Annotated in this window: 24 protein-coding genes; 14 read left to right on the forward strand and 10 right to left on the reverse strand. The window is 66.6% G+C overall.

All coding sequences use genetic code 11. The annotated features are described in order from the left end of the window. Nucleotides 1-311: 311 nt before the first annotated feature. The 3 genes from ACPTTC_RS03110 (at nucleotide 312) to ACPTTC_RS03120 (ending at nucleotide 2,638) form a co-directional block, all read left to right on the forward strand. The gene (locus tag ACPTTC_RS03110) at nucleotides 312-1,523 is read left to right on the forward strand and encodes a ribonucleotide-diphosphate reductase subunit beta (RefSeq protein ID WP_226195313.1); all 1,212 of its coding nucleotides are present in this window, start codon (nucleotides 312-314) and stop codon (nucleotides 1,521-1,523) included. A gap of 82 nt (nucleotides 1,524-1,605) precedes the next feature. Further along, complete coding sequence (locus tag ACPTTC_RS03115) at nucleotides 1,606-1,932, forward strand: hypothetical protein (RefSeq protein ID WP_423391520.1); 327 nt, start codon at nucleotides 1,606-1,608, stop codon at nucleotides 1,930-1,932. Between the two features lie 28 nt (nucleotides 1,933-1,960). Beyond that, the gene (locus ACPTTC_RS03120) at nucleotides 1,961-2,638 is read left to right on the forward strand and encodes a histone H1-like DNA-binding protein (protein ID WP_423391521.1); all 678 of its coding nucleotides are present in this window, start codon (nucleotides 1,961-1,963) and stop codon (nucleotides 2,636-2,638) included. A 232-nt stretch (nucleotides 2,639-2,870) separates the two neighbouring features. Here ACPTTC_RS03120 and ACPTTC_RS03125 read toward each other — a convergent pair whose 3' ends face one another. The 10 genes from ACPTTC_RS03125 to ACPTTC_RS03170 form a co-directional block, all read right to left on the reverse strand. Further along, complete coding sequence (locus tag ACPTTC_RS03125) at nucleotides 2,871-3,344, reverse strand: glycine zipper 2TM domain-containing protein (protein WP_226195315.1); 474 nt, start codon at nucleotides 3,342-3,344, stop codon at nucleotides 2,871-2,873. Between the two features lie 19 nt (nucleotides 3,345-3,363). After that, nucleotides 3,364-4,302, reverse strand: a complete 939-nt coding sequence (locus ACPTTC_RS03130) for a carbohydrate kinase family protein (protein ID WP_423391522.1) — start codon at nucleotides 4,300-4,302, stop codon at nucleotides 3,364-3,366. 85 nt (nucleotides 4,303-4,387) lie between these two features. Next, the gene (gene tpx, locus ACPTTC_RS03135; RefSeq protein WP_175955600.1) at nucleotides 4,388-4,891 is read right to left on the reverse strand and encodes a thiol peroxidase; all 504 of its coding nucleotides are present in this window, start codon (nucleotides 4,889-4,891) and stop codon (nucleotides 4,388-4,390) included. A gap of 73 nt (nucleotides 4,892-4,964) precedes the next feature. After that, entirely contained in the window at nucleotides 4,965-6,314 is a 1,350-nt protein-coding gene (locus tag ACPTTC_RS03140) for a DUF3426 domain-containing protein (RefSeq protein WP_423391523.1), read from the reverse strand. Nucleotides 6,315-6,359: 45 nt separating this feature from the next. Beyond that, nucleotides 6,360-7,262, reverse strand: coding sequence for a 50S ribosomal protein L11 methyltransferase (gene prmA, locus ACPTTC_RS03145; protein ID WP_226195318.1), 903 nt, complete (start codon nucleotides 7,260-7,262; stop codon nucleotides 6,360-6,362). Between the two features lie 2 nt (nucleotides 7,263-7,264). Next, entirely contained in the window at nucleotides 7,265-8,632 is a 1,368-nt protein-coding gene (gene accC, locus ACPTTC_RS03150; protein ID WP_226195319.1) for an acetyl-CoA carboxylase biotin carboxylase subunit, read from the reverse strand. A gap of 84 nt (nucleotides 8,633-8,716) precedes the next feature. Next, nucleotides 8,717-9,181: an acetyl-CoA carboxylase biotin carboxyl carrier protein gene (gene accB, locus ACPTTC_RS03155; protein ID WP_423391524.1), complete on the reverse strand. Its 465-nt coding sequence runs from the start codon at nucleotides 9,179-9,181 to the stop codon at nucleotides 8,717-8,719. 66 nt (nucleotides 9,182-9,247) lie between these two features. Beyond that, nucleotides 9,248-9,700: a type II 3-dehydroquinate dehydratase gene (aroQ, locus tag ACPTTC_RS03160; protein WP_027783493.1), complete on the reverse strand. Its 453-nt coding sequence runs from the start codon at nucleotides 9,698-9,700 to the stop codon at nucleotides 9,248-9,250. 194 nt (nucleotides 9,701-9,894) lie between these two features. Further along, on the reverse strand, nucleotides 9,895-10,446 hold the full coding sequence (locus ACPTTC_RS03165) for a TlpA family protein disulfide reductase (protein WP_423391525.1): 552 nt from the start codon (nucleotides 10,444-10,446) through the stop codon (nucleotides 9,895-9,897). Between the two features lie 7 nt (nucleotides 10,447-10,453). After that, the gene (locus ACPTTC_RS03170) at nucleotides 10,454-11,098 is read right to left on the reverse strand and encodes a UDP-N-acetylmuramate--alanine ligase (protein ID WP_226195321.1); all 645 of its coding nucleotides are present in this window, start codon (nucleotides 11,096-11,098) and stop codon (nucleotides 10,454-10,456) included. Between the two features lie 246 nt (nucleotides 11,099-11,344). On the opposite strand from ACPTTC_RS03170, the gene mpl reads away from it, so the two are divergent. From mpl to ACPTTC_RS03225, 11 genes are all read left to right on the forward strand, one after another. Continuing rightward, a complete protein-coding gene (gene mpl, locus ACPTTC_RS03175) occupies nucleotides 11,345-12,730 on the forward strand; it encodes a UDP-N-acetylmuramate:L-alanyl-gamma-D-glutamyl-meso-diaminopimelate ligase (protein WP_226195322.1) in 1,386 nt (461 codons plus the stop codon). Then, a complete protein-coding gene (locus tag ACPTTC_RS03180) occupies nucleotides 12,727-13,296 on the forward strand; it encodes a YqiA/YcfP family alpha/beta fold hydrolase (protein WP_226195323.1) in 570 nt (189 codons plus the stop codon). The genes mpl and ACPTTC_RS03180 overlap by 4 nt, the downstream gene beginning before the upstream one ends. Nucleotides 13,297-13,376: 80 nt before the next feature. After that, nucleotides 13,377-15,464 (forward strand): ribonuclease catalytic domain-containing protein, encoded by a 2,088-nt coding sequence (locus ACPTTC_RS03185; RefSeq protein WP_423391526.1) that lies wholly within the window; start codon nucleotides 13,377-13,379, stop codon nucleotides 15,462-15,464. Then, nucleotides 15,461-16,327, forward strand: coding sequence for a shikimate dehydrogenase (gene aroE / locus ACPTTC_RS03190; protein WP_175955614.1), 867 nt, complete (start codon nucleotides 15,461-15,463; stop codon nucleotides 16,325-16,327). The genes ACPTTC_RS03185 and aroE overlap by 4 nt, the downstream gene beginning before the upstream one ends. A 14-nt stretch (nucleotides 16,328-16,341) precedes the next feature. Further along, nucleotides 16,342-17,079: a monofunctional biosynthetic peptidoglycan transglycosylase gene (mtgA, locus tag ACPTTC_RS03195; RefSeq protein ID WP_226195325.1), complete on the forward strand. Its 738-nt coding sequence runs from the start codon at nucleotides 16,342-16,344 to the stop codon at nucleotides 17,077-17,079. Between the two features lie 438 nt (nucleotides 17,080-17,517). Continuing rightward, complete coding sequence (locus tag ACPTTC_RS03200) at nucleotides 17,518-19,128, forward strand: S10 family peptidase (protein WP_175955618.1); 1,611 nt, start codon at nucleotides 17,518-17,520, stop codon at nucleotides 19,126-19,128. Between the two features lie 82 nt (nucleotides 19,129-19,210). Beyond that, entirely contained in the window at nucleotides 19,211-19,609 is a 399-nt protein-coding gene (locus ACPTTC_RS03205; protein ID WP_226195326.1) for an EF-hand domain-containing protein, read from the forward strand. Between the two features lie 349 nt (nucleotides 19,610-19,958). Continuing rightward, on the forward strand, nucleotides 19,959-20,858 hold the full coding sequence (locus tag ACPTTC_RS03210; RefSeq protein WP_423391527.1) for an IclR family transcriptional regulator: 900 nt from the start codon (nucleotides 19,959-19,961) through the stop codon (nucleotides 20,856-20,858). After that, entirely contained in the window at nucleotides 20,855-21,880 is a 1,026-nt protein-coding gene (locus ACPTTC_RS03215) for a 2-dehydro-3-deoxygalactonokinase (RefSeq protein WP_423391528.1), read from the forward strand. The genes ACPTTC_RS03210 and ACPTTC_RS03215 overlap by 4 nt, the downstream gene beginning before the upstream one ends. 23 nt (nucleotides 21,881-21,903) lie before the next feature. Then, complete coding sequence (locus ACPTTC_RS03220; protein WP_423391529.1) at nucleotides 21,904-22,581, forward strand: 2-dehydro-3-deoxy-6-phosphogalactonate aldolase; 678 nt, start codon at nucleotides 21,904-21,906, stop codon at nucleotides 22,579-22,581. Further along, nucleotides 22,581-23,360 carry an SDR family oxidoreductase gene (locus ACPTTC_RS03225; protein ID WP_423393309.1) on the forward strand — a complete coding sequence of 260 codons (780 nt, stop codon included), beginning with the start codon at nucleotides 22,581-22,583 and terminating at the stop codon, nucleotides 23,358-23,360. Before ACPTTC_RS03220 ends, ACPTTC_RS03225 begins: the two co-directional genes overlap by 1 nt. Nucleotide 23,361 lies beyond the last annotated feature (1 nt).

The raw sequence follows: 23,361 nt of genomic DNA on the forward strand, positions 1-23,361 counted from the left end.
GAGGTTGAAGTGTGCGCCGCTCTCAACTAAAAAAATGATAAGGAATCTGTAACGCGGCACCTGCGTTGCAGGCAGTGACAAGCGATCGAAACATCCCCGACGACGTCGCGTTTCGATCAGCGTTCGATGCGTCGAGCGCACCTCGCGATACACGCGCGGCACACGTCGCGCGCTGCATGAACGACGATGCGTTGCTCAAAGTGTTGTATCGAGGTCGCAACGCGAATCGAAAAAAGGATTTTTCGTGAGCGAACCCTTTTATCGCTCAGGAAAAGATGGTACAAACCGTTCTAAATTGATGGTGAGAATTTATGCTCAACTGGGATGAAGAGAAGACTGCCGTAACTCCCGCGAGCGGAGCGCAGCAAAACGCGATGCGCACCTCCGCAGGAACGGCTGTCGGACTGCAGGCTGCAACGCCTGCCGCCCATCAGGTCCGCGACATTTTCGAAGGCGATCTTGCGGTGCCGCCGCAAGCATCGGCTGCTCCCGCCGGCGGTTCGGAAGCGCGGGTCAATGTCGCCGACAAGCGCATCATCAACGGCCAGACTGACGTCAATCAGCTGGTGCCGTTCAAGTACAAGTGGGCGTGGGAAAAGTATCTGGCCGGTTGCGCGAACCACTGGATGCCGCAGGAAATCAACATGTCCCGCGACATCGCTCTGTGGAAGGACCCGAATGGTCTGACCGAGGACGAGCGCCGCATCGTGAAGCGCAACCTCGGCTTCTTCGTGACGGCCGATTCGCTCGCGGCGAACAACATCGTGCTCGGCACGTACCGCCACATCACGGCGCCCGAGTGCCGGCAGTTCCTGCTGCGCCAGGCGTTCGAAGAGGCGATCCACACGCACGCGTATCAATACATTGTCGAATCGCTCGGTCTCGACGAAGGCGAGATCTTCAACGCGTACCACGAGGTCGCGTCGATCCGCGCGAAGGACGAATTCCTGATCCCGTTCATCCACACGCTGACGGACCCGGCCTTCAAGACCGGCACGCTCGAAGCGGATCAGAAGCTGCTGAAGTCGCTGATCGTGTTCGCCTGCATCATGGAAGGCCTGTTCTTCTATGTCGGGTTCACGCAGATCCTCGCGCTCGGCCGCCAGAACAAGATGACGGGTGCTGCAGAGCAATATCAGTACATCCTGCGCGACGAGTCGATGCACTGCAACTTCGGCATCGACCTGATCAACCAGATCAAGCTCGAGAACCCGCATCTCTGGACCGCCGAATTCCGTGCCGAGATCCGCGAGCTGTTCAAGCAGGCTGTCGAACTCGAATACCGCTACGCCGAGGACACGATGCCGCGCGGCGTGCTGGGTTTGAACGCGTCGATGTTCAAGAGCTATCTGCGCTTCATCAGCAACCGTCGTTGCCAGCAGATTGGCCTCGACCCGCTGTATCCGAACGAGGAAAACCCGTTCCCGTGGATGAGCGAGATGATCGACCTGAAGAAGGAACGCAACTTCTTCGAGACGCGTGTGATCGAGTATCAGACGGGCGGCGCGCTGTCCTGGGAATAACCCGCAGCAGCGAACTCGTCACATGATGGAGCAGCCGGCGGCCTCTTGGCCCCGGCCCAAGGTTTAGGAGCAAGAACGCCTGATGCAAAGCACGCCCGGTGCCTTAACGGCACGACGACACGACAGGCACTTTGCGAACCCTTCAGTGGGATGGGCAAACTTCCCTCCGGAAAAAGCGGACAGCTGTGTGGCGGTCCGCTTGATCAAGCGATTAGGGGTAGCGGCGCGAGGTGCGCCGGCTACCGACTTGATTTGGCGCGCGAGGCCGGGTGGTCACGCGCGCCATACCGTATTCATTAGCGTAAGCGCGTGGTATCCGCGTACGCCGATGAATAGCCCGCTTCGAAGCGCACGTCCTGAACAGCGTCCGCGGGAAGCGGGTTTTGACGAAGGGTGTAGTTTGAACTGACTCTCATCTGAACCTGAAGGAGAACAACATGGCTACCGCCAAGAAGAAACCGGCTGCTAAGAAGGTTGCTGCAAAGAAGACCGTTGCGAAGAAGGCTGCTGCGCCGGCGAAGAAGGCTGCTGCAGTGAAGAAGGTTGCTGCGAAGAAGGTCGCGGTGAAGAAGGTTGCCGCGAAGAAGGCAGCACCGGCCAAGAAGGCCGCAGCGAAGAAGGTTGCAGCCAAGAAGGTCGCAACGAAGAAGGTTGCAGCCAAGAAAGTCGCAGTGAAGAAGGTTGCTGCGAAGAAGGCCGCACCGGCCAAGAAGGCCGCAGCGAAGAAGGTTGCAGCCAAGAAAGTCGCAGTGAAGAAGGTTGCTGCGAAGAAGGTTGCTGCGAAGAAGGCCGCACCGGCTAAGAAGGCTGCTGCGAAGAAGGCCGCGCCGGCGAAGAAGGCTGCTGCGAAGAAGGCTGCGCCTGCCAAGAAGGCTGCCGCGAAGAAGGCTGCGCCTGCTGCGAAGAAGGCTGCTGCTCCTGCGACGAAGGCCGCTGCTCCCGCGAAGAAGGCTGCCGCTCCGGCCAAGAAGGCTGCGGCTCCGAAGAAGGCCGTCGTGAAGAAGGCAGCGCCGGCAACGACCGCGTCGACCGCATCGGTTGCGCCGGCATCGGGCGTGAAGACCGCGCTCAACCCGGCAGCGGCATGGCCGTTCCCGACCGGCAGCCGTCCGTAATCGAGGCTGACCCGCACTACCCGGACACTCATGCGGTGTCCGTGGGTTGAGTAGCGCTACTCAATCAGTCCCGCCATCTGGTTCAGGTGGCGGGATTTTTTTCGCCCGTCCCTGCGGATGTGCGGGACGTCGGGTGCCCGTACCGGCACCGGCGAGTACGGACGAAAAAAAACGCATGTGCAGCTTCGCACATGCGTTCGACCGCGGCTTGCGCCGCGTGCTGAGGTACCCGTTAGTGCGTGACGCGCGTGATGCCGCCGCTCGACAGCAGTCGCACGCGCTCGCCGGCGCGGAACGCTTCGCCGCTTGCCGCCTGCGTGATCGAGCGCAGATCGCCGTTGTCGAGGCGCACGGTGATTTCGACACCGTTCGCCGTGCTGAGGTTTTCGCCGACCGCGTTGCCCGCGACCGCGCCGACGAGACCGCCGGCGATCGCGGTCAGGATCGACCCCTTGCCGCCGCCGATCGCGCTGCCTGCCACTGCGCCGAGTGCGCCGCCGCCGAGCGTGCCGATCGCGCTGCCGCCGCCGTCGGACTGGATGCGCACGGCGCGGACGCTTTCGACCGTCCCCATGCGAACCGTTTGTTCCCGCTGCGCCTGGCCGACGCTATAGACATCCGCCGAACCGGGTGCGGTGAAGCAACCGGTGAGCGTCAGCGAGGCCGCCAGCATGGCCGCGAACGTGAGGGTCTTTTTCGTCAACATCTTTGCTCTCCCACAAAATTCATTTGAGACTGTAACCGAATGCAGTCTCGAAGCGCGCGTCGATCTCGGCGCGCGTCAGTACGTAAGTCTGGGGCCCCTGGTGGGCGATCTTGATCGAGCCCATCAGGCTCGCGAGGCGGCCCGTGGTTGCCCAGTCGAGGCCATGCTCGATGCCGTACAGCAGGCCACCCCGGAAGGCATCGCCGCAGCCGGTCGGATCGGAGATGCGCTCCGCCGGTACGACGGGAATCTGCTCCGTGCCCTGCTTGTGGCGGATGGTCGCGCCGTGCTCGCCACGCGTAATGACGAGCGCGTCGACCCGGCTGGCGATTTCATCTTCGGACCATCCCGTCTTGTCGCTCACCAGCTTGGCCTCGTAGTCGTTGACCGCCACATAGGTCGCAAGTTCAATGCTGCGTCGCAGCGTCGCGCCGTCGAACAGCGGCAGGCCCTGACCCGGATCGAACACGAACGGCACACCGGCCTTGGCGAGTTCCTCGACGTGCTGCACCATCCCGTCGAAGCCGTCGGGGCCGACGATCGCGAGCTTGATGTCCGGCGCGTCGCCCGCGTGGTTCAGGTGCGACTGCATCATCGCACCCGGGTGGAACGCCGCGATCTGATTGTTGTCGAGATCGGTCGTGATCATCGCCTGCGCCGTATACGTGTCGGGCAGCACGCGAACGTGGTCGCGGCGCAGGCCGAGCTGGTCGAGCCGGTCGAGATACGGCTGCGCGTCGAGCGCGCCCATCGTCCCCATCACGCGCGCATCGCCGCCGAGCAGGTGCAGTGCGTACGCGATGTTGCCCGCGCAGCCGCCGAATTCGCGATGCATCGTCGGCACGAGGAAGCTCAGGTTGATGAGGTGCACCTGGTCGGGCAGGATGTGCTCGCGAAACCGCCCTTCGAAGGTCATGATGGAATCGTAGGCGATCGAGCCGCAAATCAACGTAGCCAAGGTGTGCGTTCCTGTAGAAATGAGGGGCCCTGCGCGACAACGCCGCGCGAAAGGCGCGGCGCGGCAGGGGAAAGCGAAAGAAAGCTTACTTCAGTGCGGCGAGCGCTGCATCGTAGTTCGGCTCGTCCTTGATTTCGCCGACGAGTTCCGCGTGGATCACCTTGTCCTGCGCGTCGAGCACGACGACTGCACGTGCGGTCAGGCCGTTCAGCGGGCCGCTCGTCACGTCGACGCCGTACGCGTTCGCGAACGCGCGGCCGGTGCGGAACGTCGAAGCCGTCACGACATTCTCGAGGCCTTCGGTCGTGCAGAAGCGCGTAGCAGCGAACGGCAGGTCGGCGGACACGACGATGACAACCGTGTTGTCGAGCGACGATGCGGCTTCGTTGAACTTGCGGGTCGACGTCGCGCAGGTCGGCGTGTCGAGGCTCGGGACGATGTTCAGCACCTTGCGCTTGCCGGCGAAGCTGGCGAGCGACAGGTCGGCGAGGTCCTTGCCGACCAGCTTGAAATCGGCGCCTTGTGCGCCGACGACCGGGAACGTGCCGGCGAGATCGATCGGGTTGCCACCCAGCGTAACTTTGCTCATGTTCGTGCTCCGAAATAGCGCGCCGCTTCGGCGCGCGGGTTGAGACGGACGCGCAGGCGCGCGCCGCGGCGCGTCACGGATAGAAAATCTGGACGCGGAAATTCGAGGCGGGCGTGCCGTTCGTTTCGACGCGGACGACCATCGTCTGCGTCGTGCCAGGCGGCAGCCCGGCGTCGATCGGCGTGCCCGGGCGCACGTAGTCGCGCGGCGCAAGTACGCGGCGTACGGTCACGTGGTTGGTGTCGTCGAGCAGCGTCAGCTCGAGCGACGGATAGGCGAGTGCGACACGGTAGCGGTTCGTCAGCGGCACCTTCAGCTCGAGCTCGCGCGGGCCGTCGAGCTGGCGCAGGTCGGTCGCGTCGAGCCGCAGGCCGTCGATCGCGCGCGGCGGCGCAACCGTGCAGCCAAGCGGCGCGCAGGCCTGCCGGAACCAGCCCTGTGTGACGGGCGCGTAGATCATCAGCGTTTCGCGCTGCCACCATGCGAGTTGCGCGACGAGCAGCACGGCGAGCACGGCGGCGACGAGGCCACCGAAAAAGCCGCCGAGCATGCCGCGTCGCTGCGGCGCGCGCGTCTCGCGCGTGACGGCGAAATGCGGACGATCGTCGTCGGTCAGCGCAGCGGGGAACGGCGCGGCCGGTGCGCCGGCCGCGGCGGCGGGCGTCTCGTCAGGCCGTGTGGTACTGGTGTCAGGCTCGGCCCCGGCTTCGGCTTCGGCTTCGGCTTCGGTGACGGCTGGCGCAGGAGCGAACGCAAAACGCGGTTCGCGCGGCGCGCGTTCGTCGTCCGGCACGGTGAAGCGTGCGGTGCCGACGGGTTCGGCGGCATCGCGAGCGGTCTCTGGGTCCGACGGAAGGTGGGCGACGAAGCGGGGCTCACGCGGGTCGCGTTCGACGGGTGCGGTCGATGGTCCGATGTCTTGCTGCGTCTGCAGCGATTCGGCGGGTTGCGCGACGGCAGTGGAAGTGTCCAGCTCGGCCGGGGAGGGCGCGAACGGTGCGGGCGTACCCGACAGGTGAACGACGCCGGCTTCGGTGGACGGAAGTGCGAGCGGGATCAGCGGCTCGGTGCGCAGGGTCTGCACGCTGTGCTGCAGCGACGGGTCGACGCCGGCATCGAGCCATGGCGCCCACATGTCCCAGCCTTCCGGCTTGTAATCGGTGTCGGAAGGTAGTGCGGCCGGCGCTTCGGCAGTGAACAGCCGAGGCGGGGCCGGATGATGCGCGTCGCCGTCATCCGGCGCGGCAGCCGGTTCGGTCAGGGCCGGCTCGGGCTGCTGCGCGTGCTCGGGAACGAGCGACTCGGATGCGTTGAAGACTTCGTGGCAATGCCCGCAACGCACGAGCCCTTGATGCAGCGAGAGCTGTTCCTGCTGCAGCCGGAAGACGGTTTCGCAATGAGGGCAGCGCGTCGCAAGAAGCATGTCGAGCCGGGCGGCCTGCTGGCCAGAGTGAAGGACAGCGCTATTCTAATGGCTTTCGCGTCGGGTTCCGGCGAGGCATACCCAACCTTCGTGCTCACGCCAGACCGAAATGTCGACGTAGCGTGCGTAGACGGCCGCAACTTCGTCCGCCTGGCGCGCGAGCACGCCCGACAGCGCGATGCGCCCGCCCGGCTTGACCTTCGATGCGAGCATCGACGCCATCAGCTTCAGCGGATTCGACAGGATGTTCGCGACGACGATGTCGAATTCACCGTCCGGGCATGCATCGGGCAGCCCGTACGTGACATCCGCGCGGTTGCGTTCGCTGTTCTGCCGCGCCGATTCGACCGCCTGCGGATCGATGTCGATGCCGATGACGGGGTTCGCCCCGCATTTCTTCGCGAGGATCGCGAGAATGCCCGAGCCGCAACCGTAGTCGAGCACCGATTGGCCCGGCTTCACCGACTGCTCGAGCCATTCCATGCACAGGCGCGTGGTCGGGTGGCTGCCGGTACCGAATGCGAGGCCAGGATCGAGTTCGAGGACGAGCGCATCGGGATCGGGTGCGTCGTGCCACGACGGCACGACCCAGATCCGCTCGCCGATCGGGATCGGCTCGAACTGCGATTGCGTGAGCCGCACCCAGTCCTGTTCCTCGACTTCGCGGACGGTGAACGCCGGTGTCTCGGCGACGCCGATCTCGTTCGCGGCGGCCGCGAGCAGGACGGCCGGCTCGTGGTCGGCCGCGAGCAGCGCGACCACGCGCGAGTGCTGCCACGCGGTGCGATCGGGCACGAGGCCCGGCTCGCCGAAGAGCGGCTGTTCGTCGGGCGTGTCGGCGTCGGCGTCTTCCACGGACACCGACAGCGCGCCGAGTTCGAGCAGCGCGTCGGACAGCGCCTCCGCATGCTCGCGGGCCAGTTCGACGACGAGTTCGCGATAGCTCATGCTTACGCTTCTTCCGGTGCGACCTGCTGCTTCTGGGCGAGCCGGTTTTCGAGGTAGTGGATGCTGGTGCCGCCTTCGACGAACTTCGAATCGATCATCAGCTCGCGGTGCAGCGGGATGTTGGTCTGGATGCCTTCGACGACCATTTCCGACAGCGCGATGCGCATCCGGCTGATCGCCTGCTCGCGCGTCGCGCCGTAGGTGATCAGCTTGCCGATCATCGAATCATAGTTCGGCGGCACGAAATAGCCATTGTAGGCGTGCGAATCGACGCGCACGCCAGGACCGCCCGGCGTATGCCACGACGTAATCCGGCCCGGCGACGGCGTGAACTTGAACGGATCTTCGGCGTTGATCCGGCATTCGATCGCATGTCCGCGGAACTGGATGTCGCGCTGGCGCAGCGCGAGCTTCTCGCCGGCCGCGATGCGGATCTGTTCCTGCACGATGTCGACGCCCGTGATCAGCTCCGATACCGGGTGCTCGACCTGCACGCGCGTGTTCATCTCGATGAAGTAGAACTCGCCGTTTTCGTACAGGAATTCGAACGTGCCTGCGCCGAGGTAGCCCATCTTCTTGCAGGCGTCCGCGCAGCGGTCGCCGATGCGGTCGATCAGGCGGCGCGGAATGCCGGGTGCCGGCGCTTCCTCGATCACCTTCTGGTGGCGGCGCTGCATCGAGCAATCGCGCTCGCCGAGCCAGATCGCGTTCTTGTACGCGTCGGACAGCACCTGGATTTCGATGTGGCGCGGGTTCTCGAGGAACTTCTCCATGTACACCTGCGGGTTGCCGAACGCACGGCCGGCTTCCTCGCGAGTCATGTTGACCGCGTTGACGAGCGCAGCCTCGGTGTGCACGACGCGCATCCCGCGCCCGCCGCCGCCGCCCGCCGCCTTGATGATGACCGGATAGCCGACCGCGCGCGCAATCTTGACGATCTCCTTCGGATCGTCCGGCAACGCGCCATCCGAACCCGGCACGCACGGCACGCCGGTCTTGATCATCGTCTGCTTCGCGATGACCTTGTCACCCATCATGCGGATCGTTTCCGGGCGCGGGCCGATGAACGTGAAGCCCGACTGCTCGACGCGTTCCGCGAAATCGGCGTTCTCCGACAGGAAGCCGTAGCCGGGGTGGATCGCCTCGGCGTCGGTGACTTCAGCGGCGCTGATCAGCGCCGGCATGTTCAGGTAGCTCAGGTTCGACGGGGCCGGGCCGATACAGACGGCTTCGTCCGCGAGGCGCACGTACTTGGCTTCCTTGTCGGCTTCCGAGTAGACGACCACCGTCTTGACGCCCAACTCGCGGCACGCACGCTGGATGCGCAGCGCGATTTCACCGCGGTTGGCAATGAGGATTTTTTCAAACATAGCGAGTATTCGTCTCTTCGAGGGGCGCGCGAACGGCGCCTGGCGGGCATCGGCGGCGCGCGGCCCGCAGGCCGCGCGGCGGACTTAGCCGATCACGAAAAGCGGCTGGCCGTATTCGACGGCCTGGCCGTTCTCGACGAGGATTTCCTTGATCACGCCGGCTTTGTCCGACTCGATCTCGTTGAGCAGCTTCATTGCTTCGATGATGCAGATCGTCTGGCCTTCCTTGACCGTGTCGCCCACCTGGACGAACGGGTCGGCGCCCGGCGACGGCGCGCGATAGAACGTGCCGACCATCGGCGACGTCACGACGTGGCCCTGCGGGACAGCCGGAGCGGCTGCGGCCGGCGCGGCAGCGCCTTCGATCGGCAGCGCGGCCGACGGCGCGGGCGCGCTGACTTGCGGGGCATACCCAGCCGTCGGCTGCACGTAGACCGGCGGCGCGTTCTTGACGATGCGCACCTTGCCTTCGCCTTCCGTCACTTCCAGCTCGGAGATGCCGGATTCGGAAACGAGGTCGATCAGAGTTTTCAGCTTACGAAGATCCATCGGGAATTCCCCTTTCAATACGTGAAAGCGCCGGTTAGGGGCCGGCGCTGAATCTAGATCGCGAAATCAGCCGCGCGACGCGCCTTGCAGCTTGTCCAGCGCGTACTCGAGCGCGTACAGATAACCTTTCCAGCCGAGCCCGCAGATCACGCCTTCGGCCTGGTCGGAAAAGTAGGAGTGGTGCCTGAACGCTTCGCGGCGATGCACGTTCGACAAGTGAACCTCGACGAACGGGATGCCAACGCCGGCGATCGCGTCCCGGATCGCGACGCTCGTGTGCGTATACGCGGCCGGATTGATCAGGATGAAATCGGTCTGTTCCTCCCGTGCGGCCTGGATGCGGTCGACCAGCGCGCCTTCATGGTTGCTCTGGAACGACGACAGTTCGGCGCCGGCTTCCCGGGCACGCGCGGCAAGCGCCTGATCGATCTGTGCGAGCGTGACGCGGCCGTACACCTCCGGTTCCCGGGTGCCGAGAAGGTTCAGGTTAGGGCCGTGCAGCACCAGCAATCGTGTCATGGTCGCTTCTATTTCTGCGGAATTGCGCGAACTTTAGCGCTATTTAGAGAAATTTGTCTAGTTTTGCCGAACGGTCGAGCGCGCCCGACTTGCAAGAATTACCGGTGCGCACGCAAAGTATCGGCGAATTCACGCGAAATTGCGGCGATCCACGGGCAAATCGCCGCCAACTTGCGTGCCTTCGTCCGGGCAGGTTACAGCGCGTCGAGCGTCTTTTTCAGCTCGGCCGGTTGGATTTGTCCCAATTTTGTCTCGCGAATCTTGCCGGTTTCGTCGATGACGACCGTAAACGGCAACGCGCCGGCAGTATTTCCGAAATTACGGGCCAGATCGGCGCCCGCATATCCGCTGATGAATACCGGGTAGTCGACCTTCACCTTCTGCAGAAAGTTCTTCACGTTCTGTTCGGAATCGACGCCGATCCCGATGAAACGGATGCCCTTCTGCTTGTATTGATGCGACAGTGTGACGAGCTCCGGCATCTCCTCGACGCACGGGCCGCACCACGACGCCCAGAAATTGACGACGACCTTCTGGCCCTTGAAGGCGGACAGCGTGGCCGGCTTGCCGTCGGTGCCCGTCAGCGACGCCGCCCACAGCTGTTCGACCGGGCTGCCGTGTGCGGCGGGCGCGGCGACGGCGACACCGTCATCGGCGGGGCCGCGGAACCAATGGCCGGCGGCGAGCCCGCCGGCTACGGCGGCGGCCGCGACCACCGCGAGCGCCAACATGCGTTTCATCATCATCGTTGAATCATTCCGGTTCGGAAGGGGTCTTGCCTGCTTCGACGAGCGCACGGAGTGCGGCGGCATCCGCACGGGCGACCCGGCCGCGCGCGTCGGCCTTGACCGCGCCGCGCAGGTCGTCGCTCGCGTAGAGCGCGAGGTGGATGCCGATCGCGTCCACGTCGCGCCGCGGGCGCCACAGGAAACTGAGCGTCTCGACGTCGGCGCGGCCCGCGAAGTGCCGCGTCTCGGATACGTCGTACTGGATATTCTGGTTCAGCAGGTAGATCGCGACGTCCTTCGGGTTGTCGGTGAATGCCTGCAAATGGATATCCGAATGCGCGTTCGCGGTGCCGTTCAGCACGGCACCCGTCACATAAGGATGGAACTCGGCGAGCCGGCGCATCCAGTCGAGCGCGACTTCGCGCAGGCGGCGCAGTTCGTCCGGCTGCGTGTCGCTCTGGAACAGGGCGAGGTACTCGCGCAGTTCTTCCTCGATCTGGTCGTTATCCGGCAGCCATTCGCCGGCAACGCGCGTATCGCCCAGCAACTGGCGGGCGGCCTTGCGTTTCGCGCCGGCATAGTCCAGGCCGTCCTCCGCGATCAGGCGCGCGGCGGACTGGGCGATTTCCTCGCGGACGCGCCGCGGGTCGAGAAGGGTTTTGCGAGACATGATCCGGCAATCATACTCGATCGCCGCAGGCCCCGAGCGCGGGTGCGGCGGCCTGCCGCCCGGCGTGCCGGCGCCGTTCGCGCGCAGCGTTCGGGCCGCCGGGCACGGCGGGCCGTCAGTTACAATAGTGTCCTTTGTGTCGCGGCAAAGGCCGTTGGCCGGGCGCCGGCCGCACGGCTCGTCCGGCGCGCCGCACCCACATCCTTTCCGAATCGACGGCGCCCGGCGGCGCGAAAGCATTCATCTATGCACATCCACATTCTTGGCATCTGCGGCACCTTCATGGGCGGTCTCGCCGTACTCGCGCGTGAGGCGGGCCACACGGTGACGGGTTGCGACGCGGGCGTCTATCCGCCGATGAGCACGCAGCTCGAGGCGCAGGGCATCACGCTGATCGAGGGCTACGGCGCCGAGCAGATCGACCTGAAACCGGACCTGTTCGTGATCGGGAACGTCGTCACGCGCGGCAATCCGCTGATGGAGGCGATCCTGGATCGCGGCCTGCCGTACGTGTCGGGCCCGCAGTGGCTCGGCGAGCACGTGCTGGCCGGCAAATGGGTGCTCGCGGTCGCGGGCACGCACGGCAAGACGACCACGTCGTCGATGCTCGCGTGGCTGCTGGAGGACTCGGGCCTGAATCCGGGCTTCCTGATCGGCGGCGTGCCGCTGAACTTCGGCGTGTCGGCGCGGCTCACCGATTCGAGCTTCTTCGTGATCGAGGCCGACGAATACGATACGGCGTTCTTCGACAAGCGCTCGAAGTTCGTCCACTACCGGCCGCGCACCGCGGTGCTGAACAATCTCGAATTCGATCATGCCGACATCTTCCCGGATCTCGCGGCGATCGAGACGCAATTCCACCATCTCGTGCGTACCGTGCCCGGTGTCGGCCGGATCGTCACGAACGGCCGCTCGGATGCGCTCGAGCGCGTGCTGGCGCGCGGCTGCTGGAGCGAGGTCGAGCGGTTCGGCGTCGACGGCGGCTGGCAGGCGCTGCCGGCCGAGGACGGCGTGCCGGTCGACGAGCGTTTCGCGGTGTATTCGCACGCGGAACGCGTCGGCGAAGTCGCGTGGCAGGTGCAGGGCGATCACAACCGGATGAACGCGCTGGCGGCGATTGCGGCTGCGCGCCATGTGGGCGTACCGCCCGCGCAGGCGGCCGAATCCCTCGCGTCGTTCCGTAACGTGAAGCGCCGCATGGAAGTGCGCGGCAGCGTGGACGGCGTGACCGTCTACGACGATTTCGCGCACCATCCGACCGCGATAGAAACCACGATCGCCGGCCTTCGTGCCCGCATCGGCCGCCAGAATGCCCGCATCCTCGCGGTGCTCGAGCCGCGTTCGAACACGATGAAGCTCGGCGTGATGAAGTCGCAATTGCCGGCGAGCCTGGCCGACGCCGATCTCGTGTTCGGCTACGGCGCGCCGACCGGGCGCGACGCGCTCGGCTGGAACCTGGCCGAGGCGCTGGCGCCGCTGGGTGAGAACGCGCACGCGTTCGACGACCTGCACCTGCTGGTGAAGTCCGTCGTCGCAGCCGCGCGCCCGGGTGACCACGTGCTCGTGATGAGCAATGGCGGCTTCGGCGGCGTGCACCAGAAGCTGCTCGATGCGCTCGGGAGCCGCACGTGATCCTGTATCTGCACGGCTTCCGGTCGTCACCGGAATCGCAGAAGTCGCGCCAGCTCGCGGCGCGCATGGCCGAACTCGGCCGCACCGAAGAGTGGCGGTGCCCGTCGCTGTCGGTGTCGCCGCTCGAGGCGATCGCGGTCGCCGAAGCGGAGGTGGCCGGCGCGCGCGACGTGACCGTCATCGGCAGCTCGCTCGGCGGCTATTACGCCACGTGGCTGGCCGAACAGCACGGCTGGAAGGCCGTACTGCTGAATCCGGCCATCGTGCCGCAGCGCGATCTCGAGCAGCATCTCGGCGAACAGCCGCTGTACCACGGCGGCGGCACGATCGTCGTCGAGCGCCGGCACCTGCATGAACTCGATGCGCTGCGCGTGCCGGCGATCACGCGTGCCGAACGCTACTATCTGTTCGCGGCGACCGGTGACGAAGTGCTCGATTACCGCGAGATGCTCGCGCATTACCCGGGCGCGAAAACGCGCGTGATCGAAGGCAGTGATCACGGGATCAGCGAGTTTGCCGACTATGTCGACGACGTTCTCGCGTTTTGCGACGGAAAGACGTCTTAAACCGGCCATGTGCCGATCGAATTCCCATCATCATGCGGCGCCGCCGACGCGGCGCCCGGCAGTCTGAACGAGAGTACTGAGTGAACGTTTTCTTCGAGGAATCGGGCAGTTTCAAGGCGGGCAGCGTGCTGTCGCGCCAGGGCGACGCGTTTCAGGTCGAGTTGCCCGGCGGGCGGCGTGCGAAAGTGCGCGCGAAAGACGTGCTGATCGAATTCGACAAGCCGGCCGCAAGCGAACTGATGCAGGAGGCCGACACGGCCGCGCAGCAGATCGATCTGGATTTCCTGTGGGAATGCGCGCCGGCCGACGAGTTCGCGTACACGGCGCTGGCCGCGGAATACTTCGGCGCGACGTACGGCCCGGTCGAGCGTGCGGCGCTGGTGTTGCGACTGCACGGCTCGCCCGTCTATTTCCGCCGCAAGGGGCGCGGCCAGTACCAGCGCGCGCCGGAAGACCAGCTCAAGATGGCACTCGCGTCGCTCGAGCGCAAGCGCCAGCAGGCGCTCGTCCAGGTGCAGTATGAAGAGGAACTGAAGGCCGGCAAGTTGCCGGACGCGTTCGTGGGCAAGGTGCTCGGGCTGCTGACGCGGCCGGACAAGAACGCGATCGAATACAAGGCGATGGAAGCGGCGGCCGGTGCGCGCGGCGTGTCGCCGGCGCGACTGATGCTCGACTGCGGCGGCATCGCGTCGCCGCGTGCGCTGCATGAGGCGCGCTTCCTCGCGGAGTTCTTCCCGCACGGCACCGGCTTCCCGGCCGTCACGGTCGGCGCGCTGCCGGACGACCTGCCGCGCGCGGACGTCCAGGCGTTCTCGATCGACGACATCACGACGACCGAAATCGACGACGCGTTCTCGGTCGAGCACCTGGCCGACGGCCGTGTGCGGATCGGCGTGCACATCGCGGCGCCGGCGCTGGGCATCGTGCGCGGCGACGCGGTCGACGCGATCGCGCGCACGCGCCTGTCGACCGTCTACATGCCGGGCGACAAGATCACGATGCTGCCGGATGACGTCGTCGACGTGTTCACGCTGAAGGAAGGCGACTACCGCCCGGCGCTGTCGCTGTACATCATCGTCAACCGCGAAACCCAGGAGATCGTCGCGAACGAGACGCGCGCCGAGCTCGTGTTCGTGAAGAGCAACCTGCGGCACAACCACCTCGACGAGCTCGTCAATGAAGAGACGCTCGCGGCCGGCACCGGCGACTATCCGCACAAGGACGACATCGCCGTGCTGTGGCCGCTTGCGCAGGCGCTGTTCGAGAAGCGCCAGGTCGCGCGCGCGGGCTACGGCCTGAAGCGCGAGGTGCAGCGCAACACCGATTACAACTTCTACGTCGACGGCGAGCACGTGTCGATCACGCCGCGCCGCCGCGGATCGCCGCTCGACCTGATCGTGTCGGAGCTCGCGATCCTCGCGAACTCGACCTGGGGGGCATTCCTGCACGACCACACGGTGCCGGGCATCTACCGCTCGCAGCGCGGCTTCGGCGCGCCGGGCCCGAAGCGCACGCGGATGCAGACGACGGCCGCGCCGCACGAAGGCCTTGGTGTGGCGCAGTACGCGTGGAGCACGTCGCCGCTGCGCCGCTACGTCGACCTCGTGAACCAGTGGCAACTGCTCGCGTGCGTGCAGCATGGTGTCACCGCGAAGCTCGCCGCACCGTTCAAGCCGAAGGACGCCGATCTTTATGCGGTCGTGCAGGGCTTCGACGACACCTACACGGCCTATGCCGACTACCAGCGCCGGATGGAGTATTTCTGGTGCCTGCGCTGGCTTGCGCAGGAGCAGAAGAAGCAGGTCGTCGCGAGTGTCGTGAAGGGCGATCTCGTGCGCCTCGAGGAAATTCCGCTGCTGCTGCACGTGCCGGGGCTCGGCGTGCATGCGCGCGGCACGCGCGTGCTGCTCGACGTGATGTCGCTCGACGAGCTGACGATCGAGGCATCGGTGCGGTTGGTGAAGGTGCTCGACGCGCCGGCCGTGACGAGCGGCGACGCGGCCGAGGAAGAGGATGACGCCGAAGGCGGCGACGACACGCTGATCGACGCCGAAGACGCGACGGCCGAAGCCGAGGCCGAAGCGATGGCGGAAGCGGAAGGCGCGGCGGCCGGTGAAGGCGGCGAAGCCGCGAACGGCAACGCCGGCGAAGAGGGGCGCGCATCATGAGCGCGGCTGCGTCGACGAGCGGCGCCGACCGCTATGTCGTGTTCGGCAACCCGGTGGCGCACAGCAAGTCGCCGTTCATCCACGCGCAATTCGCCGCGCAGACGGGCGAGCCGGTCGAATATACGCACCGGCTCGCGCCGGTCGACGGTTTCGACGCTGCCGTGCGCGCGTTCGTCGCCGAAGGCGGGCGCGGCGCGAACGTGACGGTGCCGTTCAAGCTCGAAGCGCATGCGCTCGCCGACACGCTGTCGCCGCGCGCGGCGGCGGCCGGTGCCGTGAATACGCTGCGCTTCGACGCCGACGGCCGCATCCACGGCGACAACACCGACGGTGTCGGCCTCGTGCGCGACATCGAAGCGAATCTCGGCGTGTCGCTGGCGGGCGCGCGCATTCTGCTGCTCGGTGCGGGTGGCGCGGCGCGCGGCGTCGTGCTGCCGCTGCTCGACCGCGCGCCGCTGTCGATCACGATCGTGAACCGTACCGCGAGCAAGGCCGAGGCACTCGTCGGGCAGTTCATGCAGGCCGCGCACGATGCGGGCTGCACGCTCGCGGGTGGCGGCCCCGATGTCGTGCGCGCGGAGCCGTACGACGTGGTGATCAACGCGACGGCCGGCAGCCTCGATGCCGCGCTGCCGGAGTGCGACGCGGCCGCGTTCGGCGCGGGCACGCTTGCGTACGACATGATGTACGGCGCGCAGCCGACGGTGTTCATGCAGCATGCGGCGTCGCTCGGCGCGCGCACGGCCGACGGACTCGGGATGCTCGTCGAGCAGGCGGCCGAATCGTTCTTCATCTGGCGCGGTGTGCGGCCGGACGGCGCACCGGTGCTGGCCGCGCTGCGCCAGGCGCTCGCGGCGAGCTGAACGGAGCGCGGCACGTGGTGGCGGTGAGCGGCACGCAGCCCACGCGGACGGTGAGCCCGATCCGCTGGATCGTCTATGCAGGATCGGTGTTCGCGGGCGCGTGGTTCGCGACGCAACTGTTCTATCTCGTGCAGATCGCGTTGTGGTCGTTCGTGAACCCGGGCTCGACCGCGTTCATGCGTACCGACGCGTGGTGGCTGTCGCACGACAAGCCGCCCGCGCAGATTCAGCATCAATGGGTGCCGTACGACCAGATCTCGCGCAACCTGAAGCGCGCGCTGATCGCGTCGGAAGATTCGACCTTCGCGACCAACAACGGCTACGACGTCGACGCGATCCTGCAGGCGTGGGAGAAGAACAAGGCGCGCGGCCGGATCGTCGCGGGCGGCTCGACGATCACGCAGCAGCTCGCGCGCAACCTGTTCCTGTCGCGCGAGAAGAGCTACATCCGCAAGGGGCAGGAGCTCATCATCACGTGGATGCTCGAAACGGTGCTCGACAAGGAGCGGATCTTCGAGATCTACCTGAATTCCGTCGAGTGGGGACGCGGCGTGTACGGCGCCGAGGCAGCCGCACGCTATTACTACAGGATTCCCGCCAGCCGGCTCGGCGCGTGGCAATCGGCGCGTCTCGCGGTGATGCTGCCGAAGCCGCGCTGGTTCGACGCGCATCGCGGCTCGGCCTACCAGGCGCAGCGCGCGGCTGTCATTGCCCGCCGGATGGGTGCGGCCGAACTGCCGCAATCGGAGTGAACGGCGCGCTCGCGCCGTCGCATTGACCGTTTCGCCATCCGTGCGCCGCTCGTGCGTCGTTTGTGCGCTGCAGCGCATTCGTGTCGCGCGCATTTCGGGCCACATCCTTTAGACGAATTCGTCTATTTCGTTTTGCCGAGCAATGCCGCGCGCCGCGCGACTTTGTTAGCCGATATGGCACGAAATTCTGGAATTTTTAGTATTTCAGACTAAACGAGAAAGCGGACGAAAGGTATGTGAAATGCAACGTTTCACGAACCGAAGCATTCCTGAAAGGTGTGCGCTGCACCGGCCGCCAGCCAAATATTTCAAAATTTTTCAAAGCTGACGGGCTCGCGTATATTGGCCAGCGCCTCGGCTCATCGGCCGCAATCGAGGCGGGGGGCGGCTTATCCGGCTGCTCGACACAAAAAACATCCGAGAGAAGGAAAGCAAACGATGCCAGCGAGCAAAGCGAAGCTGTTGTTGGGAGTGGTGTTTTCTTCGCTGATTCTGACGGCCTGCAACGACGACGTGACATCGTCCGCTGCTGCCAGCGCCGACAGCTCAGCCGATCCCGCCAGTCAGGTGGACAGGGCGTACAACGATCCGAACAGTTATTCGTCGAGCGCGAACGCGTCGCTCGACGCCTCCGCCGCGGTTGAAAAGGCCGCCGTCACGCATCACCAGATCACACTGAACGGCAAGACGATCCACTACACGGCCACGGCCGGCCACCTCGTCGCGCGCAATCCGCAGACCGGCGCGCCCGAAGCATCGTTCTTCTATGTCGCCTATACGGCCGACAACCAGCCCGCGGCGAAGCGGCCCGTCACGTTCCTGTACAACGGCGGCCCCGGCTCTGCATCGGTGTGGCTGCACCTCGGCTCGTTCGGCCCGCGCCGGATCCAGACGGGCGACCCGAATGCGAACACGTCGACGTTCCCGTTCGTCGACAACCAGGAAAGCCTGCTCGACACGACCGACCTCGTGTTCGTCGATGCGATCGGCACCGGCTTCTCCGAAGCGGTCGCGCCGAACACGAACCAGACGTTCTGGGGTGTCGACCAGGACGGCGGCGCGTTCCGCGATTTCGTGATGCGCTACCTGAGCGTGAACCAGCGCAACGATTCGCCGAAATACCTGTTCGGCGAGTCGTACGGCACGCCGCGCACCGACGTGCTCGCGAACCTGCTCGAGACGGCCGGCGTGAAGCTCGACGGCATCGTGCTGCAGTCGTCGATCCTGAACTACAACACGAACTGCGACATGGCGAGCGACTACATCGGCAACTCGAACAACGGTTCGAGCCCGGTGAGCTGCGCGGGCTTCGTGCCGTCGTATGGCACCGTCGGCGCGTACTACCAGCTCGACAATCCGAACCCGTCGAGCCTGCCGCAGTATGCGGACCAGATGCGCCTGCTGACGGCCGGCAGCTACGCGCCCGCCGTGAACGCGTACCTGGCGAGCCATACGCCGCCGCCGCCGACCCTCGTCACGACGATGGCGAATTCGACCGGCGTGAAGCAGTCGTTGTGGAATGCGAACTTCAACGTGATCCCGACCTTCTTCGACAACAGCTTCCAGCTGTCGCTGATCCCGGGCACGCTGATCGGCCGCTACGACGCGCGCGTGAACGTGCCGGTGTCGAGCCCGCTGGCATCGGGCGGTGACCCGTCGAGCACGTACATCACGCAGCCGTTCACCGACACGATCGGCAAATACCTGCCGAACGAGCTGAAGTACACCGCGCAGTCGGCCTACTCGTTGAGCAGCAATGCGATCAACACGTGGGACTGGACGCACGACGGCCTCGCGATGCCCGACACGATCCCCGATCTGGCCGCGGCGCTGTCGCTGAATCCGCAACTGAAGGTGCTGTCGCTGAACGGGTATCACGACATCGCGACGCCGTTCTACCAGACCGAGCTCGACCTCGCGCGGCTCGGGACGCAACCGAACCTGACGATCAAGGACTATCAGGGCGGACACATGGTCTATCTCGACGATACGTCGCGTCCGCAGGAGAAAGCCGACCTCGTGACCTTCTACAACGCGGCCGCGCACTGATGCGATGCGCAAGGCAGGCGACGCGCGCCCGCGGTGGCGCCGCGCCTGCCGTCGACGACCTCATTCCAGACTGGAGCCTGATATGAAGAACCGTTTCATCGTCGTTGCCGCGGCGCTCGCATGCGTCGGCGCCGCAGCATCCGTATCCGCGTTCGCACAGGCGAGCGACGCCGCCGCGCCGGTGCGTGCGCGCCAGGCGCAGCTCGGCGATCCGTACGTGCCGCCGGCCGCACGCAAGCCGACCGCCGGCACGCAGACGACGGGCGCCGCGCTGCATGCGCAGGTGGTGCGCAAGCTCGCACGGCAGTTCAGCGCGGCCGACGCGCAGAACACGGGTTCGATCACCGAATCGCAGGCGCGCGCGGCCGGCCTCGGCTATGTTGCGAACCACTTCCGGCAGATCGACTCGGGCGGCAGCGGCCGTGTGTCGTTCGCGGACGTCCAGCGCTACATGCAGGCACGCAGCACGAGCCAGCAGTAAGCGCGGCGCGCGGTGAGCAAACGGGGGCGGAACCTGCTGCGCAGCGGGTTCCGCCCCCGTTCACATGGAGCCGCCGTGACGTCGCGTACACGGCGGATTCGCGCCGAATTCTCATTATCTGGGCAACGCATTCAAATATTGGAGGCGAGTGCGTGCGCTCCTACAATCCGAAGCACATCGACAGCTTCGGACCCATGCATCGCGCGGCGCCCGACGCACACGGAGACACCTTCCATGAAGTTCACCGGGCGCTTTATTCGGTGCATCGACCGCCGCCTCGTCGCGACGCCGGACGCAGTTCCGGCATCGTGCGAACGGCTTCACCGGTTCCGTTGAAGAAGCCCGCCCCATGACCAAGATGCCCGACACACTTGCCCTCGACGCCCGGCGTGCGACGCCGGACGATGCGTCGCTGACCGACAGCATCGGCGCGACCAGCACGCCGCTCGATCTCGCTGCGCAGCAGGCCGGCACGCAGACGCTGCTGCGCGGTCTTGCGATCCTCGAGGCGATCGCGAACGGCGCGCGCGACATGCGCGCGATCGGCGCCGCGCTCGGCACGACGCGCAGCACCACGCACCGCCTCGTGAGCAGCCTCGTGCAGGCGCGCTACCTGCGCCAGGTGCAGGGCGGCTACCTGCTCGGCCCGAAGCTGATCGAGCTCGGCACGATCGCGCTCGAGCAGATGCCGCTCACCGCGGTGGCGCGCCCGCACCTCGAAGCGCTCGCGGAAGCGACGCTCGACACGATCCATCTCGGCGTGCGCGACGGCGACGACGTGCTGTACATCGACAAGATTCCCGGCACGCGCGGCCTCGAGATGCGCTCGCGCGTCGGCCACCGGATGCCGCTCGCGTCGACCGGCATCGGCAAGGCGATGATGCTCGACACCGATCCCGACACGTGGAGCTCGCTGTTCGAGGCGGCCCGGCGTGCGCTTGCCGGCGTCAATTTCAAGCCGGACAACCGGCCCGAGACGAGCGCGTTCCTGCAGCGCATGGCGCATTACGCGGCCGGCGGCTATACGTTCGATCTCGAGGAGAACGAGGCGTCGATCCGCTGCGTGGCCGCGCCGATCCGCGACGCATCGGGCGCGATCGTCGCGGCCGTGTCGGTTGCGAGCACGATTCCGTACATGCCGCACGACCGGATGGACGAACTGATTCCGCTCGTGCAGCGCGAGGCGCGAGCCATTTCCGCGGAACTGGGCTGGAGCCCACCGCAGGGTACCCGCAGGATCAAACGATGACGACTTCGACCCGGCCCGTTCCGGATGCCAGCACCGCCACGCCGTCGCTGATCGCGCTCGACTGGGGCACGACGTCGCTGCGCGCTTACCTGTACGACGCGCGCGGCGCGCTCATCGACACGCGCAGCCGCCCGGCGGGCGTGATGCACGTGCCGGGCGGCGGCGCGCGCGCGTTCGACGCGGTGTTCGAGGACGCGTGCGGCGACTGGCTCGACCGCACGCCGGGCCTGCCGGTGCTTGCCGCCGGAATGGTCGGCAGCGCGCAGGGCTGGCGCGAGGCGCCGTACGTCGCGGTGCCGGCCGGCGCCGATGCGCTCGTCGCGGGCCTCATCACGGTGACGACGTCGCGCGGCACGACGATCTCGATCGTGCCGGGCGTGATCGCGACGGGCGAATTGCCCGACGTGATGCGCGGTGAAGAAACGCAGATATTCGGTGCACTCGCGAGCGATCCCATGCTTGGCACCGATCGTTCAGGGCTACTGATCGGCTTGCCGGGCACCCATGCGAAATGGGCGTGGGTGAGGGAAGGGTTGATCGAGCGCTTCCAGACCTTCATGACGGGCGAGTTGTTCGCGGCGCTGCGCGACCACACGATCCTCGGCCGCACGATGCGAGCCGGCGCGTCGCCCGATCGCGCGGCGTTCGTGCGCGGCGTCTCGGTCGCGCGCGGCGCGCAGCGCACGGGGCTGCTCGCCACGATCTTCAGCACACGCACGCTCGGCCTGACCGACCGGCTCGCGCCCGATGCGCAGGGCGACTACCTGTCCGGGCTGCTGATCGGCCATGAGCTCAACGCGCTCGACGCGATGCTCGCGGAGCGCGGCGTCGCGCTCGCGGACCAGCCGCTGCTGCTGATCGGCGATGACGGTTTGTGCGCGCGCTATATCGATGCGCTTCGCGTATTCGGCCACATGCACGCGCGGGTCGTCGCGCATGCGACCGAGCGCGGTCTGTGGCGGATCGCGTCGCGCGCCGGGCTCGTGCGCGCGGACGGCGAACCCGTCCTGGCCGACCAATGAACCGATTGCAGAGGAATCCCGACATGCCGTCCGACCTTACGTTGCCCGCGCCATACACGCCTCATGCCGCACTGATGCGCGCGTTCGACGCGTGCCCGCTGATCGCGATCCTGCGCGGGATCACGCCTGCCGAAGCGGCCGACCACGGCCATGCGCTGTACGAAGCCGGTTTCCGGATCGTCGAGGTGCCGCTCAACTCGCCGGATCCGTTCGACAGCATCGCGGCGCTGCGGCGCGCGCTGCCCGACGATGCGATCGTCGGCGCGGGTACCGTGCTGCGCGCCGAGTATGTCGACCGCGTGCAGGATGCGGGCGGGGCGCTGATCGTGATGCCGCACAGCGACGCGGCCGTGATTCGCCGCGCACGCGAGCGCGGCCTCGCGAGCGCACCGGGCGTCGCGACGCCGACCGAAGCATTTGCGGCGCTCGCGAACGGCGCCGACGTGCTGAAGATGTTCCCGGCCGAGCAACTTGGCTTGCCGGTCGTGAAGGCGTGGCGCGCGGTGATCGACCGCGCGGTGCCGCTGATTCCGGTCGGCGGCATCTCGCCCGACAACATGGCGCCGTTCCTCAACGCCGGCGCGAACGGTTTCGGGCTCGGCTCGGCGCTGTACCGCCCCGGCCAGTCGGTCGACGCGACCGCGGCGAACGCGCGCGCGTTCCAGGCCGGCTTGCGCATCGCGCGCGGCGGAGCCGCATGATGAGCCGCCTCGCGGGCAAGGTCGCGATGGTGACGGGCGCGGGCCGCGGAATCGGCGCCGCGATCGCCCGTGCGTTCGTTCGCGAGGGGGCGGCCGTCGCGCTCGTCGATCTCGATTTCCCGCAGGCGCAGCGCACGGCCGCCGAGATCGTGCACGAGATCGCCGGCGCGCGGGTGCTGCCGCTGCAGGCGGACGTCGCACGGCAGGATGCGGTGCGCGATGCGCTCGCGCAGACCGAGGCGGCATTCGGCCCGCTCGACGTGCTGGTGAACAACGCCGGCATCAACGTGTTCGCCGATCCGCTGACGATGACCGACGACGACTGGCGCCGCTGCTTCGCGGTCGACCTCGACGGCGTGTGGCACGGCTGCCGCGCGGCGCTTGAGGGGATGGTCGAGCGCGGCCGCGGCAGCATCGTGAACATCGCGTCGACGCATGCGTTCAGGATCATCCCGGGCTGCTTTCCGTACCCGGTTGCGAAGCATGGCGTGCTGGGGCTCACACGTGCGCTCGGCATCGAATACGCGCCGCGCAACGTGCGCGTGAACGCGATCGCGCCGGGCTACATCGAGACGCAGCTCACGCGCGACTGGTGGGACGCGCAGCCTGATCCGGCCGCCGCGCGCGCCGCGACGCTCGCGCTGCAGCCGATGAAGCGGATCGGCCGGCCGGAGGAGGTCGCGATGACGGCCGTGTTCCTGGCGTCCGACGAGGCGCCGTTCATCAATGCCGCGTGCATCACCGTCGATGGCGGGCGCGCGGCGCTGTACCACGACTGAC

The organism is Burkholderia mycopellens, from assembly GCF_964265025.1.
In the GTDB taxonomy this organism is placed as follows: Bacteria; Pseudomonadota; Gammaproteobacteria; order Burkholderiales; family Burkholderiaceae; genus Burkholderia.